This is a genomic window from Streptomyces sp. NPDC090499 (assembly GCF_044769305.1).
Taxonomy (GTDB): domain Bacteria; phylum Actinomycetota; class Actinomycetes; order Streptomycetales; family Streptomycetaceae; genus Streptomyces.
In genome coordinates this window covers 506,628-525,411 of the sequence record NZ_JBIVXP010000005.1, presented here as the reverse complement: position 1 = coordinate 525,411, position 18,784 = coordinate 506,628, and the positions used below count along the sequence as shown (strand labels likewise).

Annotated in this window: 15 protein-coding genes; 9 read left to right on the top strand and 6 right to left on the bottom strand. The window is 71.8% G+C overall.

All coding sequences use genetic code 11. The annotated features are described in order from the left end of the window. Window positions 1–13: 13 nt before the first annotated feature. From ACIQVL_RS21610 to ACIQVL_RS21595, 4 genes are all read right to left on the bottom strand, one after another. Entirely contained in the window at window positions 14–3,262 is a 3,249-nt protein-coding gene (locus tag ACIQVL_RS21610) for an amino acid adenylation domain-containing protein (protein ID WP_403476098.1), read from the bottom strand. Window positions 3,263–3,275: 13 nt separating this feature from the next. Further along, window positions 3,276–5,855, bottom strand: a complete 2,580-nt coding sequence (locus ACIQVL_RS21605; RefSeq protein ID WP_403476097.1) for a Pls/PosA family non-ribosomal peptide synthetase — start codon at window positions 5,853–5,855, stop codon at window positions 3,276–3,278. Window positions 5,856–6,174: 319 nt separating this feature from the next. Beyond that, a complete protein-coding gene (locus ACIQVL_RS21600; RefSeq protein WP_403443329.1) occupies window positions 6,175–6,456 on the bottom strand; it encodes a hypothetical protein in 282 nt (93 codons plus the stop codon). A gap of 87 nt (window positions 6,457–6,543) precedes the next feature. After that, window positions 6,544–6,984, bottom strand: coding sequence for an ATP-binding protein (locus ACIQVL_RS21595; RefSeq protein ID WP_403443332.1), 441 nt, complete (start codon window positions 6,982–6,984; stop codon window positions 6,544–6,546). A 303-nt stretch (window positions 6,985–7,287) separates the two neighbouring features. On the opposite strand from ACIQVL_RS21595, the gene ACIQVL_RS21590 reads away from it, so the two are divergent. Genes ACIQVL_RS21590 through ACIQVL_RS21580 form a run of 3 tightly spaced genes read left to right on the top strand, consistent with a single transcriptional unit; the run spans window position 7,288 to window position 9,290 of the window. Further along, on the top strand, window positions 7,288–8,163 hold the full coding sequence (locus tag ACIQVL_RS21590; protein WP_403476096.1) for a helix-turn-helix domain-containing protein: 876 nt from the start codon (window positions 7,288–7,290) through the stop codon (window positions 8,161–8,163). Next, complete coding sequence (locus ACIQVL_RS21585; protein ID WP_403443338.1) at window positions 8,160–8,447, top strand: DUF397 domain-containing protein; 288 nt, start codon at window positions 8,160–8,162, stop codon at window positions 8,445–8,447. The genes ACIQVL_RS21590 and ACIQVL_RS21585 overlap by 4 nt, the downstream gene beginning before the upstream one ends. Window positions 8,448–8,483: 36 nt before the next feature. Then, a complete protein-coding gene (locus ACIQVL_RS21580; RefSeq protein WP_403443340.1) occupies window positions 8,484–9,290 on the top strand; it encodes an SAM-dependent methyltransferase in 807 nt (268 codons plus the stop codon). Window positions 9,291–9,363: 73 nt separating this feature from the next. Here ACIQVL_RS21580 and ACIQVL_RS21575 read toward each other — a convergent pair whose 3' ends face one another. Both ACIQVL_RS21575 and ACIQVL_RS21570 read right to left on the bottom strand, forming a co-directional pair. Further along, window positions 9,364–10,224, bottom strand: a complete 861-nt coding sequence (locus ACIQVL_RS21575) for a chitosanase (RefSeq protein ID WP_403443343.1) — start codon at window positions 10,222–10,224, stop codon at window positions 9,364–9,366. Between the two features lie 126 nt (window positions 10,225–10,350). Further along, window positions 10,351–10,551: a hypothetical protein gene (locus ACIQVL_RS21570; protein ID WP_382729210.1), complete on the bottom strand. Its 201-nt coding sequence runs from the start codon at window positions 10,549–10,551 to the stop codon at window positions 10,351–10,353. Window positions 10,552–10,943: 392 nt separating this feature from the next. On the opposite strand from ACIQVL_RS21570, the gene ACIQVL_RS21565 reads away from it, so the two are divergent. The 6 genes from ACIQVL_RS21565 to ACIQVL_RS21540 all read left to right on the top strand — a co-directional run bounded on the left by ACIQVL_RS21565 (window position 10,944) and on the right by ACIQVL_RS21540 (window position 18,783). After that, complete coding sequence (locus ACIQVL_RS21565; protein ID WP_403443346.1) at window positions 10,944–11,471, top strand: hypothetical protein; 528 nt, start codon at window positions 10,944–10,946, stop codon at window positions 11,469–11,471. Between the two features lie 319 nt (window positions 11,472–11,790). Then, window positions 11,791–13,932, top strand: a complete 2,142-nt coding sequence (locus ACIQVL_RS21560) for a hypothetical protein (RefSeq protein WP_403443349.1) — start codon at window positions 11,791–11,793, stop codon at window positions 13,930–13,932. A gap of 114 nt (window positions 13,933–14,046) precedes the next feature. Continuing rightward, window positions 14,047–15,561 carry a GT4 family glycosyltransferase PelF gene (gene pelF, locus ACIQVL_RS21555; RefSeq protein WP_403443352.1) on the top strand — a complete coding sequence of 505 codons (1,515 nt, stop codon included), beginning with the start codon at window positions 14,047–14,049 and terminating at the stop codon, window positions 15,559–15,561. Continuing rightward, on the top strand, window positions 15,558–16,985 hold the full coding sequence (locus tag ACIQVL_RS21550; RefSeq protein ID WP_403476095.1) for a hypothetical protein: 1,428 nt from the start codon (window positions 15,558–15,560) through the stop codon (window positions 16,983–16,985). Before pelF ends, ACIQVL_RS21550 begins: the two co-directional genes overlap by 4 nt. Before the next feature lie 39 nt (window positions 16,986–17,024). Continuing rightward, window positions 17,025–18,026 carry a GDP-mannose 4,6-dehydratase gene (locus tag ACIQVL_RS21545; RefSeq protein ID WP_403443358.1) on the top strand — a complete coding sequence of 334 codons (1,002 nt, stop codon included), beginning with the start codon at window positions 17,025–17,027 and terminating at the stop codon, window positions 18,024–18,026. Between the two features lie 43 nt (window positions 18,027–18,069). Beyond that, window positions 18,070–18,783 carry an NDP-sugar synthase gene (locus tag ACIQVL_RS21540; protein WP_403443361.1) on the top strand — a complete coding sequence of 238 codons (714 nt, stop codon included), beginning with the start codon at window positions 18,070–18,072 and terminating at the stop codon, window positions 18,781–18,783. The last annotated feature ends 1 nt before the right edge of the window (window position 18,784 follow it).

The window sequence follows — 18,784 nt, the reverse complement described above, 5'->3', positions numbered from 1 at the left end:
GGGGTGTGACGGATCAGGAGGAGGCGAGGGGGAGGGCGGTGGTCAGGACGGCCTGCGCGGCCTCGGCGGGGCGGGTGCGCAGGAAGTGGTGGCCGCCGTCGGCGAGTTCGTGCAGCTCGACGCGGTCGGCCAGGAGCAGCCAGTCCCGGTGGAGCCGGGCGTGGCCGGCGGTGTGCGGGTCGTCGGCGGCGACGACCACCGAGACCGGGACGGACAGCTTGGCGGGCGGCGGGGCTTCCAGGGCCGTGCCGAAGTAGCGGTGGGCCGCGACGCAGTCGTGCCGGTAGGCGGCGGCGATGTGGGCGGCGTGCCGCGGGTTCAGCTCGGCGAGTTCGGGGTGGCCGCCGTCCGCGGCGAGACGCGCCGCGAGCTCGGCGTCGCTCAGGTGCGCCAGTTGGGTGACGGCGGTGTGCCGTCCGGCGGCGGTGCCGAGCAGGTGCGCGCCGAGGAACAGCCGCTCCACGGGCACGCCCCGCTGCTGGAGCCTCCTGGCCGTCTCGACGGCCGGTGCGGTTCCGGAGGAGTGGCCCCAGAGCAGGACCCGGGTCAGTCCGCGTGCCGTGATCTCGGCGGCTACCTGCTCGGCCACCTCCTCGACGGGCGCGAACGGCTCGGGGGGTTCGGCCAGGTTGTGGCCGGGCAGGTCCACGGCGAGGACCGTGAGGCCGCTGCCCGCGAGCGCGCTCGCCATCGGCTGGTAGTTGACCGCGTTGCCGCCCGCGTACGGGAAGCAGACCAGGGCGCCCTCGGGGGTGCCGCTCGTGTCCGCCAGGGTCAGCAGCAGCTCCGGGCGCTGCCGGGCCGGGCCGTCGAGGAGGGCGGCCAGGTCGGCGAGGACCGGGTACCGGGTGATGTCCTTCAGGGACACGGCGCGGTCGAGGGCGAGGCTGAGTTTCACCGCGGTCAGGGAGGTGCCGCCGGAGTCGAAGAAGTGGTCGGTGCGGCCGATCTGTGCCACGGGCACGCCGAGCAGTTCGGCCCAGGCGGCGGCCACTCTCCGCTCGGCCCCGCCGAGCTGCCCCGCGGCCGCCCGGTGTGCCTCGCCGGCGGGGGCGGCTTCGGCCAGCCTGGTCAGGGCCTTCTTGTCGATCTTGCCGTTGGCGGTCAGCGGGAGGCCGTCCTGCCGGTGGAAGGCCGAGGGCACCATGTAGGCGGGCAGTGTCGCGCCGAGCGCCTCGCGCAGGGCCTGCGGGTCCTGCCGGTCACCCGAGTAGAAGGCGATGAGCTGCTTGCCGCCGCCGGTCCGCTCGGCGACGACCACCGCGCCGTCCCGGACGCCGGCCACCCGCAGCAGGCAGTTCTCGATCTCGCCGATCTCGATCCGGAACCCGCGGATCTTGACCTGGCTGTCCCGGCGGCCGAGGAACTCCAGCTTGCCGCCGGGGTGCCAGCGCCCCCAGTCGCCGCCCAGGTAGAGGCGTCCGCCCGGCCGGTAGGGGTCGGTGCGGTACGCCTCCCGGGTGCGCTCGGGGTCGTTGACGTAGCCGCGGCCCACGCAGACGCCGGAGAAGGCGATGAGTCCCGGGGCGCCCAGCGGTACCAGTGCCAGGTGCTCGTCGACGACGTGGACGCGGACGTTGTTGACGGCCCGGCCGAGCAGGACCCGGTCGGGTACCTCCCGGAGCAGTTCGTGGTTGGTGTCGTCGGACGTCTCGGTCAGCCCGTAGGCGTTGAGCAGGCCGATGCCCGGCTGGACCGCCAGCCAGCGCTGGACCAGTTCGCGCTTCAGCGCCTCACCGGTCACCGACACGTACCGCAGGTCGGGCAGGGTGCGCGGGTGCTTCTCCAGGTAGGAGACCACGACCTCCAGGTACGACGGCACGAGTTGGGCCACACCGACCCGGCCGTGCGCCAGGGTGTCGGTGAACCGGGCCACGTCCGTGATGACGTCCTGCTCGACGAGCAGGGTCCGGCCGCCTGCCAGCAGCGGGGCGACGAGCTGCCACAGGGAGATGTCGAAGCACTGCGGTGCGGTCTGCGCGACCACGGTATCCGCGCCGATCTCCAGGTCGTCGATCTTGGCGTGGAGGTGGTTGAGCATGCCCGCGTGCTCGCACATCGCGCCCTTGGGCTCGCCGGTGGAGCCTGAGGTGAAGTAGATGTAGGCGAGTTGGCCGGGTTCGACGCGGATGCCGGGGTCGTCGTCGGCGTGCGGTTCGGCGTACGCCGTGTCGAACGGCAGCTTCTCGACGGCCGGCAGGGCGGCCAGCGCCGCGTCCAGGGTGCCGGTGCTGCCGGGCTCGGCCAGGGCGAGCCGGCATCCGGCCCGGGACAGGGTCGCCTCGATGCGGCCGGCCGGGAAGTGCGGTTCGACCGGCAGGTACACGCCGCCCGCCTTGAACACGGCCAGCACCGCCGCGAGCCAGTCGAGGGTGCGCTCGGAGACGACGGCGACCACGTCCTCCCGGCCCAGGCCGCGGGCCAGCAGGGCGCGGGCCAGCCGGTTGGCGCGCCGGTTGAGTTCGTCGTACGTCCACTCCCGGGTGCCGTGCACGGCCGCCACGGCCTGCGGATGCGCCCGCACCCGCTGCTCGAACAGTTCGTGGGCGCGGGCGTCCGGCAGCGGGCGGTGCGGCCCGGCCAGGCCTTCCAGCTGCTCCTGCCGTTCCTCGGCGGAGAGCAGGCTCTGCCGGGTGTGGTCGGCGTCGGGGTCCGCGGTCAGCAGCCGCAGCGCGGTGAGGTGGTAGCCGCCGATGCGGGCGGCGGCCTCGGCGTCCAGGACGTCGGTGCGGTACCGCACGTGCAGCGTCAGCCGGCCGTCCCGGTCGGACCAGCGCACGTCCAGGACGCTCCCGTCGGCGTGGGTCGCCTGGACTCCGAAAGGACCCCAGGCGGATTCGTACGGGGGCTCGGTGAGGCCGAGTTCGCCTCGCAGCTCCGCCACCGGGTGGTCCCGGTGTGCCGACACCTCCGCCTCGGCGTGCGCGGCCGCCGTGAGCAGGGCCGACCAGCTTCCCGGGGGGACGGACACCCGGCAGGGCAGCGGCTCGCCGGCGCCGGTGACGAGGCCCGTGACCACGTCCGGCTCGCCGGAGAGCGCGGCCAGCACCTTGAGGTGGGCGGCCAGCAGCAGCGCGCCGACCGGCAGGCCGCGCTGACCGGCCAGCTGACGCGCCGCCCGCGTCACGTCGTCCGGCACCGGTGTCCGGTGTCCGGCCGTTCCCGGCGCCGGTTCCCGGGCCCATCGGGGCACGGCGGTGGCGCCGCCGGCGGTCAGTGTCCGGGTCCAGAACTCCCGGTCCGTCTCCACGCGCGTTCCCATCGAATGACCTTCCTCAGCTCACGGTCGCCGTGGCGGCGTCGGCTGCTGTCATGACCCGGGCGACGCCACCGGACCGGCTGCCGCCGTCCGGCATGGCCACCGCGGGATTGCCGCCCCACCGGGCGTGCGGGGGGACTTCCTCGCCCTTCATGAGGAAGGAGTCGGCCTCGAGCACCGCGCCGTCGCCCATGGTCACGCCGTAGTGCACATGGGCGCCGACGCCCAGCGTGCAGCCGGCGCCGAGCGTGGTGACGTCGGACTTGAAGGTGCCGTCCTCCTGCGAGTGGCACTGGATCTTGCTGCCGGAGTTGAGGGTGCAGTCGTCGCCGATGGTGCCGAGGGTCCGCTCGGTCAGGTAGCAGCCGTCGTCGAACACCCTGCGGCCGATGCGCACCCCCAGCAGCCGCCAGACCAGGCTCTTGAACGGGGTTCCGTTGAAGAGGTTGAGGAAGTGGTCGGGGACCTTCCACAGCCGTTCGTGCCACCAGAAGTACGGGTCGTAGATGGAGCACAGCCGGGGGCGCAGCGCGCGGAACGAGGCGAGGCAGCGCTCCACCAGGACGAAGTAGGCGGCGGAGAAGGCGAGCGTGAGTGCGAAGTAACCGCCTATGACCAGGTGTCCGACCACGCCGTACAGGTCCACGCTGGCGAGGCCGAACAGGGTGAGCGCGAAGGTGTGCAGCCAGCGCACGAACAGCATGAGCGCCATGGAGCAGAGGTTGTAGCGGTTCTTCGCGGCCAGCCGGCGGCGGAACGTCTCGCCGGTCCGCAGGTGGTCGAAGCCGGCGTCGCGGTCGACCGAGCGGGGGATCTCGAAGCAGGGTGAGCCGAGGAGCCCGACGCCTTCCCGGATCTCGCCGTCGAGCGGCACCATCACCTTGGTCGCGAGCAGGCAGTTCTCGCCGGTTCTCGCGCCCGCCGGATAGGCGATGTTGTTGCCCAGGAAGTTGTGCGCCCCGATCGACGCCCGGGACAGCCGGAAGGACGTGCTGGAGAAGTCGGCGTTCAGGATGGAGAGGCCGTCGGCCACCATCGTCCCGCTGCCGACGGTGACCAGCAGCGGTGTCTCGTGCTGCACCTCGGTGCCGAAGTTCGACCCGGTCTGCTCGACCCGCGACAGGTCGTATCCGATGCCGCGGAGGTAGCCCACGATGTAGGAGCTGTCGCCGAAGAGCCAGGCGAAGAACTTGACGTTGGTCATGCGGGCCGTGGTCCGCTGCAGCGCGTAGTGGAACCCGTAGAGCGGGTAGACCTTGTCGGGTCTGACCAGGAGGCCCACCAGGCGCGGCAGGGTGCACAGGGCCACGAGTCCCAGGACGAGGAACCCGAAGAACAGCACGGCGGAGAGCAGCAGTGCGTCGGGGAGCAGTTCCGTCCAGCCGAGTGCCGCCGTGGTCGAGTCGAGCCGCTTGCCGAGCACCGGTACTTCGGTGAACAGCATGTAGGCGCCGCCGACGGCCAGCGGCACGTACACGAGGAGCAGCTGAAGCAGCGTGCCGAGGCCGAACCAGGCGCGGCGCAGGGTGCCGCAGTTCGCCGGGGCGACCCGGATGTAGTCGGTCCTGGTGGGTTCCGCGGGGGAACCGTGCCAGCGCTCGCCGTCCGGGACCCTCTGGCCGCGGTGCAGGGCGGAGGAGTGGCCGAGCTGGGCGCCGTGGCCGACGGAGGTGTCGATGTCCAGGACGGTCTTCTCGCCGACGAAGGCGTTCGTGCCGAGGGTGATGCGGCCGGTCTGGATGTGTCCGGCGTGCGCCCGGTAGCCGAGGAAGGAGGAGTCCTTGCGGATCACCGTGCCCGCGCCGACGGTCAGCAGGTCGGTGCAGACGGGCACGGAGTGGGAGAGGATCGTGACGCCCTTGCCGATGCGGGCGCCCAGGGCCCGCAGGTAGAGCACGTACAGCGGGGTCCCGGTGAGGAAGACCATCGGGTTCGCGTGCAGCAGCACCTTGACGAGCCAGAACCGCAGGTACGTCGGTCCCCAGACGGGGAACTCGCGGGGGCGCCAGCGGCCGACGAGCAGCCATTTCGCGATGACGGGGAATGCGCACAGCGCCACGAACGCGCCGCCTCCGAAGAGCAGCGACCGCGCATAGACATCGGCAAGTCCCTTGCCGGCGGCGATCCACTCGTATCCCGTGGCGGTGACGTATCCGGAGACCAGGGAGTAGCCCAGGAAGACCAGCAACTGGAGGGTTCCGCAGACCAGATGGTTCCACCGGGCGGGGCGCGGGCCCGGTGCCTGCGACGGCTCGGGCGGTTGCGGGGCGGGCACCGGATCGGCGGGGGCGGGGGCGGTCTCGCCGAGTGCCGCCGCCAGGCTCCGGACCGTGGGGTACCGGTAGATGTCCCGCATGGACGGCGAGGGCAGGTCGGCGGCCTTGCGTATTCGTGCGCAGAACTGGGCCATGACCAGGGAGTTGGCACCGAGGTCGGTGAAGAAGTGGCCGTCGACCGGGACGGTCTCGGTGTCGAGGAGGTCGGCCAGCGCCTGCGCGAGTCTCCGCTCGGTCTCCGCCCCTCCGGGGCCGGTACCGGTCAGGACGACGGCAGGTTCATCCGGCTCCGAAACGACCTCGGAGGACTGTTCCACCATGCGATCTCCTGGAGAACGGGATGTTCCTGATCACGAACCGGCGGATTCAGTTTGTCCGGATAGAGGCGTTGTCTGCCACTTGTCCCATGGGCGTGGGCGAGTGCCCGGCAGGAGCCGTCAGGCCCGCATTCCTTGGTTTCGCGCCCGGAAGAGGAGCGCGCGAATCACCCGAACGGCGGCCCCCCGGCCGGCAGCGCCCAGCGCGGGCACCGGCATCGGCCGGGGAAGAGGGCCACCTCCTGCGGTGGTCGTGACCGGATCCGTGCCGCGCCGGCCGGAGTCCTCACCGGCGGCGCGTGGGCACGGGCCCCGGGCCGGGTCAGCCGTCGGCACCGTCCGCCGCCGCGAGGGCGGTCTCGTGTGCCGCGATGCCGACGAAGCGGCGTACGGCCTCCACGGGCATGTCGAGCCCCTCGGAGGCGGCGCGCTCGTCACCGAAGACCTGGACGGCCTCGGCGACGGCCACGGCCAGTTCGGCTTCCGCCTTGCGGACCTTCACCTCGGCCTTGTCCACGGTGTCCACCACCGCCAGCTGGCGGCGCTGCTTCTCCTGCAGTCGCTGCTTACGGGAGAGCGTTTTGTCAGAGTTCTGCACAGTCACGACCAAGATCATATGCGGGCCCGTACACCCGCACGAAATCGGCAACTCCGTGCCTTGACAGCCCTGTTGACCTCCCCCGTCATACCGTCACACCGTCAGCGTCGCCCACACCGCGTGACCGCTGGTGAGCCTCGACCGGTCGACACCCCAGGAGTCGGCGAGCTGTTCGACGAGCAGCAGCCCCCTGCCGCCCTCGTCGTCGGGCCCGGGGTCGCGCCGGGGCAGGCCGCGGCCGGAGTAGTCGTGGTCGTGGACCTCCAGCCGCACGCATCCGTCACCGACGAGCCCCATGCCGCACAGGATCCGCACGCTCAGCGTGTGGATGACGGCGTTGGTGGCCAGTTCGGACACCAGCAGCACCGCGTCCTCGCACAGCTCGCGCGAGAGTCCCCACCCGGTGAGCCGGGCTCTCACGGAGCGGCGGGCGACTCTGACGCTGGAGCGGTGCGAGGGCAGTTCGAGCCAGTGCGCACGGTCGGGAGCGTCTACGTCTAACAGGTCGCGGGGGGTGGTCGCGTGGGGGGACACGATGGCTGCCTTCCGTAAGACGGGCGCGGCGGAGAGCGGGCTGAGCTGGCAGAGCAGGCAGAGCAGGCAGTACGAGCGGAGCAGAGCGGCAGAGCGGGGCAGGACTCGGCAACGGCCGCACGGGGTGCGTGGTGCGTGGTGCCGTCCGTGATCGTGGCCGCGATTTACTCAAGTAATCATGCGCGCATGCAAGTTCAGGCTGCAACCGACTCCCTGATAATTTCAGCATGCCGGTATCGGTCTGGCCGCTTCAGCAAGTGCCTGTCACACTCGACCGGGTGACAGTCCCTCAGGAGGTAGGGCGTGAACGAAGGCCGTTCGAGCGCGGGGAGCACCAGTGCGCCCACCGTGCTGCGCATGATCCTGGGCCGCAGGCTCCAGGAGCGGCGGCAGGGAGCGGGCGTGTCACTGGAGGATGCGGCACGGGCGCTTCGGGTCACCCCCCTGACCATCCGCCGGCTGGAGAAGGCGGAGGTCACCCTCAAGCCCCTCTACGTGGAGAAACTGCTGGAGACCTACGGCGCCGACCGGCAGGAGCGTGACGAGTTCGTCGCCTTCGCCGAGCGGGCCAACGAGCCCGGCTGGTGGCACACCTACCGGGACGTGCTGCCCACCTGGTTCAGCGCCTACGTGAGCCTGGAGACCGGCGCGACGACCCTGCGCACGTACGAGCCGCACTACGCCACGGGGCTGCTGCAGACCCGGGAGTACGCCCGCCATGTGCTCAGCGGCGGTTTCCCCAACGACAGCGACGAGGACCTGGAGCGGCGGGTGAACCTGCGGCTGCGCCGTCAGGTCCTGCTGGAGCGCTCCGACGCGCCGACGCTGTGGGTGGTGATGGAGGAGGCCGTGCTGCACCGGGTGGTCGGCGGGCCCGAGGTGATGCGGGAGCAGATCGACCGGCTGCTGGAGGCCTCGGAACTCGCGCACGTCAGCGTCGACGTCGTCCCGTTCACCGCCGGCGCCCATGTGGGCGTGTGCGCCCCGTTCACCTACTTCCGCTTCGCGGAGCCCGAACTGCCGGACGTGGTCTACACCGAGGTCCTCTCCGGTGCGATGTACCTGGACCAGCGCTCCGACGTCGTCGCCCACCTGGAGGCGCACAACCGCATGTCCCTGCTCACTTCGGACGCGCAGAGCAGGGCGCTCCTGAACCGCATGCGCAAGGAGTACTCATGACCACCTTCGGCGCCTCCTTCGACGGCACCTCCTTCGACGGCAGTGTCCACGACGTGTACAACGGCATGCCCGCAACGGACCTGGGGGAACAGGGCTGGGAGTCGCCCTGGAGCGGTCCCAACGGCGGTCAGTGCGTGCAGACGAAGCAGCTCGCCGACGGCAGGATCGCACTGCGGCAGTCGACGGATCCGGCCGGCCCCGCGCTGATCTACACCCCGGAGGAGATCACCGCGTTCGTCGCGGGGGTCAAACGGGGCCTCGCCGACCACCTCACCACCGGCTGACCTCTCCCCCACGCTCCCCCTCTTGAAAGGTTCAGGATGACCAACACGCACGCGGCGCGGGACATCGACACCAGCAGGCCCCACTCCGCCCGCATGTACGACTACTACCTGGGTGGGAAGGACCACTTCGAGGTGGACAAGCAGGCGGCCGAGAGTGTGGCGTCCGCCTACCCGAGTGTCTTCGTCGCCGCCCGGGAGAACCGCGCGTTCATGCACCGGGCCACCCGGGTCCTGGCGCGGGAGCACGGCATCCGCCAGTGGCTGGACATCGGCACCGGCATCCCCACCGAGCCGAACCTGCACCAGGTGGCCCAGTCCGTGGTCCCCGACGCGCGGGTCGTGTACGCAGACAACGACCCGCTGGTCCTCAAGTACGCCGAGCGCCTGATGCGCAGCAGCGCGGAGGGCCGCACCACGTACATCGAGGCGGACGTCAACGACCCGCAGGCGCTCATCGACGCCCCCGAACTGGCCGAGATACTGGACCTGGACCGGCCGGTGGCGCTGTCCCTCAACGCCCTGATGCACTTCGTGACGGACGACCAGGACCCGTACGGGATCGTGGCCCGGCTGCTGGCCGTGCTCCCCTCGGGCAGCGCCCTCGCCCTGACCCACGTCACGCCCGACCTCGACCCGGACTCCTGGGGCAAGGTCGCCGACATCTACAACAACGCCGGGACCCCCGTGCGGTTCCGTTCGTGTGCCGAGGTGACGCGCTTCTTCGACGGGCTCGAACTGCTCGACCCCGGCGTCTCGATGGCCCACCGCTGGCGCCCGGACAGCGAACCGAACGCCACCGACGTGGAGGTCAGCCTGTGGACCGGGGTGGGCATCAAGCCGTAGGGACCACTGCGAGGGGGGAACCGCCTCCGGGCTGTCGTACCGCATGGGGGTGCGGTACGACAGCCCGGGGGTGTCAGCCGATGTGGTAGCTGTCGCCGTACACCTTCCAGTCCAGCGGGGTGTTCAGGCACAGGTTGCCCTTGTTCAGGAAGACCCGCTGCTCGGTGTCGACCCTGGTGGTGTCGCTGTGCGCCTCCTCCTGCTTCATGGCCCACACCCGGGCGTCGAGGAAGGCGTTCAGGTACGTCGTCTCGTTGCCGCCCTGCGCCGGCGGCTTGGCGTGGCCGAGGGCGCGCTTGCGTATGTTGCGGAAGCTGGTGGGGTCGTCGCCGTCGCCGTGCATGACGATGGCGTCGTAGTAGGTGAACTGCCCCAGCGTGCCGAGGCCGTCCGTCTTGCCCTGCTGCACGGCCGGGTTGAAGTACACGCGGTCGCGTTCGTCGTTCTGGGCCTGCTGGAAGGCGGTGTCCTGGGCGGCCTTGCGCCAGTCCGCCGGGAAGTTCGGGTCCAGGCCGCTGTGCGAGTCGGTGCCGTTGACCCGGCGCAGGGCGGGGAGGTACTTGGCGAGCACGTTGCCGGGCTTGCGGTCGGTGTAGAGCTGGACGAGGTCGAGCATGTCGCCGGTGCCGGAGCAGAAGCCGATGATCCCGGCGGTGTAGCCGCGGCCGTCGCCGATGTCCTCGATGTACTTGTACTGGGCCTTCCAGTCGAGCGAGGAGTTCTCCGCGCTCGACACCAGCTTCATGGCGATCTCCTTCTTCGCCGGGTCGTCGAGGCCCACGCAGCCCGCGGCCGCCGGGGCGGCGGCGGAGGCGTGCGCCGGGCGCAGCAGCACGGCTCCCGCGCCGACGGCGGACGCGCCGAGCAGGGCGAGCAGGGTGCGGCGGGAGGTCAGGACGGGGTTGGTCGTGGTGGTGTCGTTCGGGTTCCGCACAGCGGCTCCAGTGGGGGGTTGAGGAGTTTCACCGATAGGAAGGTTTCCTATCAGTCGAGGCCGCTGATGTGCACCCGTCACGCAGAAAGTTCGTAGAGTCGAACAAGGCCGCCGACCCGGTCCGGGTCAGCCGGTGGCGGTCCAGGCCTGCGGGCCGATGCCGCGCCACTCGATCAGCTCGGGATCGTCGACCGTCGTACTGGCCTCGGGCAGGCCCGCGCGACGCAGGAACTCGACGATGTCGAGCAGGTGGTACGCGATGCCGACGTACTCCCCGCGGATGGTGACCCGCCGGCCGCCGTCGGGGCCGGGCGGCTGCACGATCACAGGCGCGCCTTCCATAGTCTCCGGATGCCCCCGAGCGGCCCGGATCATGCGGCGGACCGGCCGCCGGACACCCCCGGGAGGCGACCGCGCCGCCGGCCGGGCCGGAAATCGGTGGTTGGCCGAGAGTCTCGGGGGGCGGAGTGACGGGAGGGCGGTCCGGTGCATCCGATACGCGCCAATAACCGCGGCGCGGGACGCCGCGACGGCCCCCGTCGCGGGGTCCGTGCGGCGGTCCGGACGGAGCGCCGGGCACTTCGGTGTTTTGCCGGCGGATTACGCCTTCACGCGCCGGTCACACGATCTTCACAGAGAGCGCGCTTTCGGTCACGGCGCGTGTCGGCCCGGCCGTCCGGGGCAGACGGCCGCGCGCGGGGCTGCCTAGCCTCCCCGCCATGCGATCACCACTGATGAGACGCTTCGGCCTCGGCGCCGTCCTCGCCCTCGCGCTCGCCCTGTTCGGCCTGGCCCCGAGCGCGAGCGCGGACCCGGCGCCGGCCGACCTCACCTTCGCCACCAGCGCCGCGACCACCACGCCCGGCGGCACGGTGAACCTGTCGATGACGATCACCAACAACAAGACCTACGACATCTGGTTCGTGTACCAGACGATCGACCCGACCTACCTGACCACCCAGCGCCCCGACCTGAAGTACAGCTTCACCGGCTGCAGCCTGGCCGCCTCCGACGGCACCGCCACCGCCTGCTCCGGCACCGGGCCCACCAACCTCGGCACCGACTACGGCGCCACCGTCCCGCCCGGCCAGAGCCGCACCGTCACCCTGACGCTCAGCGTGGCCGCCGACTCCGGCTGCAACGGCAACATCGGTTTCTACTCGTACTACTACGCCGAGTTCAGCGACTCCACGAACACGAGCGGCGGCCCGGTCTACACGCCCGAGACGCGCGTCCTGTGCGCCTGACGGAGTGTCGGGGATGACCTGAAAAGGTCAGCGATCAGCCGACGACCCAGGGCCGGGCCCTCACTCCCCCGTCGGGGACCCGGCCTGCACCGCGGACGGAGAAACGGCCAACTCGGTTGCTTCCAAAGGCTGTTGGTCGCCTGCTCTTTTCCGTCATGTTTCGCAACGCGACCACGAACGCTACACACGGACACCACTATGTGACGCGACGGATGCGTCGACGACCGGCCTCTCAGGGGGAAGCCGGCGTGGGCGCAAGGGGTGCGTCCGCGCTCTGCGGAGCCGTACTCACCCTCGTCCGGGGAGGGGACTTCACCGCATGAAGCGGACCATACGCACGACCGTGCTCACGGTCGGTGCGCTCATCGCCGCGCTCGGCCTGCCGGCCGGCGCGGCCCACGCGGACGACACACCCAGAATCGACTTACGGGTCCTGCTGGTCAGCGACGGCGGCCCGTCGACCGCCGCCATCGCCGCCGAACTGACCGACGAGGGAACGCCGTTCACCGAGATCGACCTGACGCAGTCCGGACGCCAGGTCATCGACGCGGGCTTTCTCGCGGACACCGTCGACGGACGGGCGCGCGCAAAATTCCAGGCCGTGGTGCTGCCCGACGACAACCCGTTCGCGACCGGTTCGAGCGAGATGGCGGCCCTCACAGCGTACGAACAGGTTTACCAGATACCCCAGGTCGATGCCTATACCTACGCGCGCCCGGAAGCCGGTCTGCAGTATCCGGTCGGCAGCACCGGCTACTCCGGCAGCATCGACGGCACGCAGGCCGACGTGACCGCCGCCGGGAAGTCGGGCCCCTTCGGCTACCTCGACGGCACGGTCCCCTTCGAGGACAACGACCCCTCCGTCGGCGAGAGTTACGCCTACCTCGCGCAGCCGGCGGCCGGAGCGGACTTCACCCCCTACGTCGAGGCGACGATCCCGGGAACCTCCACCAAGGGCTCCCTGGTCGGCGAGTACCGGCACGACAACCGCCGTGAGCTCGTGGTGACCTTCGTCTACAACGAGTACCAGGAGCAGTTCCGGCTGCTGGCCCGCGGCATCGTCGAGTGGATGACCGGCGGGGTGCACCTCGGGGCCTCCCGCAACTACTTCGCCGTGCACGTGGACGACGTGTTCGCCGCGGACGACCGCTGGAACAGCGAGCTCAACTGCACGCCCGGCGACGTCGACTGCACCGACCCCGGCGCCGCGGCCGACCCGATCCGGATGACGTCGGCCGACGTCGACTACGCGGTGGCCTGGGAGCAGAGCAGGAACTTCACCCTCGACCTCGCCTTCAACGGTTCCGGCAGCGTCGACCAGCGCGAGGACAACAACGGCGTCGACCAGCTCGCCGACAGACTGATCACGGACAAGAACGACTTCCGCTGGATCAACCACACCTACACGCACGCCTTCCTCGGCTGCGTGCAGAACACCGCCGTGGTGCCCTGGGTCTGCGAGACCAACGCCGACGGCAGCACCCAGTGGGTCACCGAGAACGACATCTCCGACGAGATCGCGAACAACCGTGTCTGGGCCGAGACCAACGGACTCCCCCTGGAGAACGACGAGTTGGTCACCGGCGAGCACTCCGGGATGCGGATCCTGCCGCAGCAGCCCGACGACAACCCGAACCTCGCGCCCGCCCTCGCCGCCAACGGTGTCGACTGGCTCGGGTCGGACAACTCCCGCGACCCGCAGCAGCGTCAGGTCGGCGCGGCCGAGACCGTGCCCCGCTACCCGATGAACGTCTTCTACAACACCGCCAAGGCCTCCGAGGAGGTCGACGAGTACAACTGGCTGTACACCAGCCGCGCCCAGGGCGGCAGCGGGGTCTGCGAGGACAACCCGGCCACCACGACCTGCCTGTCGGCGCCGCTGGACACCAGCACCGGCTACACCGACCGGATCGTGCCGCTGGAGACCAGGATCAACCTCGGGCACGTGCTCTCCAACGACCCGAGGCCGCACTACATCCACCAGTCGAACCTGACCGAGGACCGCATCGCCTACCCGGTGCTCAACGGCGTGCTCGACGGCTACCAGGCCCTGTTCGCGGACAACACCCCCGTGGTGAACCTGCGGATGAAGGACATCGGCACCGAGCTGAAGCGCCGGGCGGACTGGCAGGCCGCGCTCCAGGCCGGCCAGGTCACCGCCTACCGCGTCGGCGACGCCGTGACCGTCGAGGCACCGGCCGGCCTGGAGGTCACCGCGACCCTGCCGACCGGGACCACGGTGGGCGCCGCCGCGTTCGGCTCGGCGTACGCGGGCGCGGTCTCCGGCTGGACCCCGTCGGACGGCACCGCGATCGGCCTGACCCTGCCCACCTCCACCGCCACCACCGCCACCCCGGCGGTCACCGCGGACAGCTCCGCCGCCCCGGCCACGGCTCCCGCGCCCCGCACCCGGGTCCCCGCGGGCGTGACCGAGCCGGTACCCGCCACCGTCGGCAACTGAACGGCGCTCCGCAGCACCAAGCGACCGAAGCGAGATCCGCACCTCGGTCCCGGCCGCCCACCCGGCGGCCGGGACCGGCACGACCACCCCACACCTCGGCCGTGGAGCACACCGATGCCCGTTCCCCATGGCGCGCCGCCCCTGCGCACTACGCGCGTCACCCTGCTCACCGAAGGCACCTACCCGCACAGTCACGGCGGTGTCAGCGTCTGGTGCGACCAGCTGGTACAGGGCATGCCCGACATCGACTTCGACGTGGTCGCCGTCACCGGCACCGGACGCGAGCCCGTCGTCTGGGACCTGCCCGCGCACGTCTCGCACGTGTGGTCGGTACCGATGTGGGGCGACCCGCCCGCGGGCCGCGCGCCCCGGGGCCGGGCCCGCCGGGAACTCGCCGACGCCTACGGCCGGTTCCTGGCCGCACTGCTCGACCCGCGGGAGGAACACGGCTTCCCGGCCGCCCTCTACGCCATGGCGCGCGCCGCGGCGGACGGCACGCTCAGCCCGTTTCTGCGCACCGACCCGGCGATCAGCGTCCTGACCTCGCTGTGGAACCGGCCCGGCGTCGCCGTGCGCGAGGCCCGGCCCACCCTGCACGACGCGCTCACCACGACCGCGCTCCTGGAGCACGCGCTGCGTCCGCTGACCGCTCCGCTGCCGACCACCGGCGTCGCCCACGCGGTGAGCGGAGGCGTCGCCGCGCTGCCCGGCCTGGCCGCGCTGGAACGGCACGGGGTCCCGCTGCTGCTCACCGAGCACGGCGTCTACCTGCGCGAACGCTACCTCGGCTACCGCACCGCGCCCTATCGCTGGCCGGTCAAGGCGGTGGTGCTCGGCTTCTTCCGGCTGCTGGCCCACGAGTCCTACCGCAGGGCGGCCCTGATCACCCCGGGCAACCGCTACAACCGGCTCTGGGAGGAGGAGGGCGGCGCGGACCCGGAGTCGATCCGCACCGTGTACAACGGCGTCGACCCGGCCGCGTTCCCGGCGGCCGGACCGGAGCCGGAGGTGCCCACGCTGAGCTGGGCGGGCCGGGTGGACCCCATCAAGGACCTGGAGACCCTGATCCGGGCGTTCGCACTGGTCCGTGCCCAACTCCCGGAGGCACGGCTGCGGTTGTTCGGCGGCACCCCCCGGGGCGGCGAGGCCTACCGGGAGCGCTGCGAGGCGCTGGCCGCCGAACTCGGGCACGGCGACGCCGTCACCTTCGAGGGCCGCGTCGACGACATCAAGGACGCCTACGCGGCCGGCAACGTCGTGATGCTCTCCAGCATCAGCGAGGGCTTCCCGTTCACCCTGATCGAGGCCATGTCCTGCGGGCGGGCGACCGTCTCCACCGACGTCGGCGGGGTCCGGGAGGCGGTCGGCGACACCGGTCTGGTCGTCGCGCCCCGGGACCCGGCGGCGATGGCCGCGGCCGCCCTCGGCCTGCTGGCCGATCCGGCGCGCCGCCGGGCGATGGGCGAGGCGGCCCGGCTGCGGGTGATCGAGCAGTTCACGCTCCGGCAGACCATCGACACCTTCCGCGCCATCTACCTCGAACTGCCCGGCCGGACACGGGAGTCGGCGGTCGAACAGGCCCCGGCCGCGCTGCCCCCGGAGCCGGTCACCGGGAGCGTGGCGCTGTGAGCGGACCGATGTCCCTCGAACCCCGCGGCTCCGAACAGGAGACGCTCGCCCTGCGCCTGGCCGAGCCTCGGCCACCGCGCCGTCGCCGGCCGCGCTGGGCCCTGGACGACACCACGCTGACCATCCGGCTGCCCCGGCGCGGCCCGGACGAGGACGCGATCAGCGAGCTCGCCGCCGAACTCGCCGACCGCATCGGCCCCGCCGTCCACCCCTACGAGGTGGCCGCCCTGCTGGAGTCGGAGGGCCTGTCGGCCGCCGTGATCAACGAGCGGTACGGCCACCCGAACCTGTTCTCGCTCGCCTCCGCGCTCTACGAACGGGTGCCGAGGACGTTCCCGGAACCCGCGCCCGCGGCCGACCCGTGGCGCCCGGACACCGTGCGCTGCCTGCTGCGGGGCGTGCTGTTCGCGCTGCCCGGACTGGCCTATCTGCTGACCGCGCCGCTGTGGGACACGGCCGGGCACGCCCCGGCCCTGATCGTGGCGGGGCTGGTGTCCTGGGCGTGGGGTCAGGCCCTCGGCCACCGCGCCCACCTGCGGATGGCGGCCGGCCGGCACGAGGCCGGCCGTACCCTGCTGCTCGGTGCCCCGGCCGGGGCGGCGCTGGCCACGGGGACGGCCGCCGTGTCCGCCGGGGGCGGGCCGGTCGTCCTGGCCGCGGCGGCCCAGTCCGCCTACCTGGCCGCGGCGGGCGTGCTCCTGGTCCTGGCCCGGGAGCGGCTGCTGCTGGCCGCGCTCGGCCCGCTGATCGCCGGGGCGGCCGTGCTGCCCTGGCGGGAGCCGGGCAGCCTGCTGCGCGCCGGGCTGCCGGCGCTGGCCCTGGCCGCCACACTCGGCGTCACCGCCTGGGTGCTGTGGCGCACCCTCGCCGTCCCGGCCACCGCCGCGGCGAGCCGTCCCAAGATGCGGTGGTCGCTGCCGTACGGCCTGTTCGGACTGGCCGCCGGAGTGCTGGTGCTGCTCGAAGGGGTCCGGGAACCGCACGCACCGTACGCGGTGATCGTGCTGACGGTGAGCATGGGACCGGCGGAGTGGCTGCTGTACCGCTACCGCGGGCTGTCGGTGGCCGCGCTGCGCGCCACCGCCACCCCCGCCGCGTTCCTGCTGCGTTCCGCGGCGATCCTCGCCCTCTGCCTGCTCCTGTACCTCCTGCCGCTGCTGCCCGCCGCGCTGTTCACGGGCGCCGACCCGGCCGCCCTGCTGCTGCTCGCGGCCACCCTGTGGACGGCGCTGCTGCTCCAGGCGTTCGGCGCTGCCTGGCCGTCGGCCGCGCTCTGTCTCACGGCCGCCGCCGTCGCCGGTGCGGCCACCCTGCTGCGTCTCCCCGGGGCCGGCCTCGCCCTGCCGCTGTGCTGCGGCGCCGCCGCGGTGGCTCTCGCGGCCTGCGCCCTTCCGCTGCTCGGCCGCCCCGCCCCGCACGGATAGTCACACCCCCCATGCTCAACCGACCGGAAGGACACGCAGTTGACCTCCCAACCGCTCGCCGCCGTCACCGGGGCCGAGGGCTTCATCGGCTCGCACCTCACCGAGGCGCTGGTCGCCGCCGGGCACCGGGTGCGGGCCATGGCCCAGTACAACTCCTTCTCCTCGTACGGCTGGCTGGAGACCCTCGCCCCGGACGTCCTGGACCAGGTGGAGATCGTCCTCGGCGACGTCCGGGACCCGGGCTCGGTCCGCGGCCTGCTCGAAGGCGCCGACACCGCCTACCACCTGGCCGCGCTGATCGCGATCCCGTACTCCTACCGGGCCCCGCACAGCTACGTGGACACCAACGTCACCGGCACCCTGAACGTCCTGGAGGCGGTCCGCGCGCTCGGCACGCCCCGGCTGGTGCAGACCTCGACCAGCGAGACGTACGGCACCGCGCAGACCGTGCCGATCACCGAGGACCACCCGATCAACACCCAGTCCCCGTACGCCGCTTCGAAGGCCGGCGGGGACCGGCTCGCCGACAGCTACCACGCCAGCTTCGGCACCCCGGTGGTGACGCTGCGGCCGTTCAACACCTTCGGGCCGCGGCAGTCGATGCGCGCGGTGATCCCCACGGTCATCGGGCAGCTCGCCGCCGGGGAACGGACCATCACCCTGGGCGACCTGCGTCCCACCCGGGACTTCACGTTCGTCAAGGACACCGCCCAGGCGTTCCTGGCGGTCGGCTCGGCACCCGCCGGGCAGGTGGTGGGCCGCACCTTCAACGCCGGTACCGGCGGCGAGATCTCGGTCGGCGACCTGGTCGCACTGATCGGCAAGGTCATGGACACCGCCGTGGACGTCCGCGCGGACGAGGCCCGGATCCGCCCGGCCAACTCCGAGGTGATGCGGCTCGTCGCCGACGCGAGCCGGCTCACCGCGGCCACCGGCTGGCGGCCCGCCCACTCCCTGGAGGAGGGCCTCGTGCAGACCGCCGCGTTCTTCCGCGACCCGGCCAACCTCGCCCGCTACAAGACCGGCATCTACAACATCTGACCCCGTCCGGCACGTCTGCGCACGTACCCGAAGGAGGAACCCCATGCACGCAGTGATCCTGGCGGGAGGCAAGGGTGTCCGGCTGCGGCCCTACACGACCGCGCTGCCCAAGCCGCTCGTGCCCATCGGTGACCAGCACGCGATCCTGGAGATCGTGCTGCGCCAGCTGTCCTCGGCCGGCTTCACCAGCGTCACCCTCGCCATCGGGCATCTCGGCGAGATCATCCGCGCCTACGTGGGCGACGGCTCCCAGTGGGGCGTGGCCGTGGACTACGCCACCGAGGAGAGTCCGCTGGGCACGATGGGCCCGCTGCTCAACCTGCGCCACCGGCTGCCCGAGTCGTTCCTCGTGATGAACGGCGACATCCTCACCGACCTCGACTACGCCGACGTCCTCGGCCGGCACAGAGCCTCCGGTGCCCCGCTGACCATCGCCGCCTACGCCCGCAAGGTGCACATCGACTTCGGGGTGCTGACCACCGACGACAGCAAGGTGGTCGCGTTCACCGAGAAACCGAGCCTGGACTACCGGGTCTCCATGGGCGTCTACGGCCTGTCCCGAGCCACGCTCGACGACTACACGCCCGGACTCCCGCTCGGTTTCGACGAGTTGGTCCTGGATCTGCTCAGGGCCCAGACGCCCCCGCACGCCTACGAGTTCGACGGGTACTGGCTGGACATCGGCCGCCCGGACGACTACGACCGGGCCAACGCCGAGTTCACCACCCGCAAGTCGCTGCTGCTCAAGGGAGCCTGAC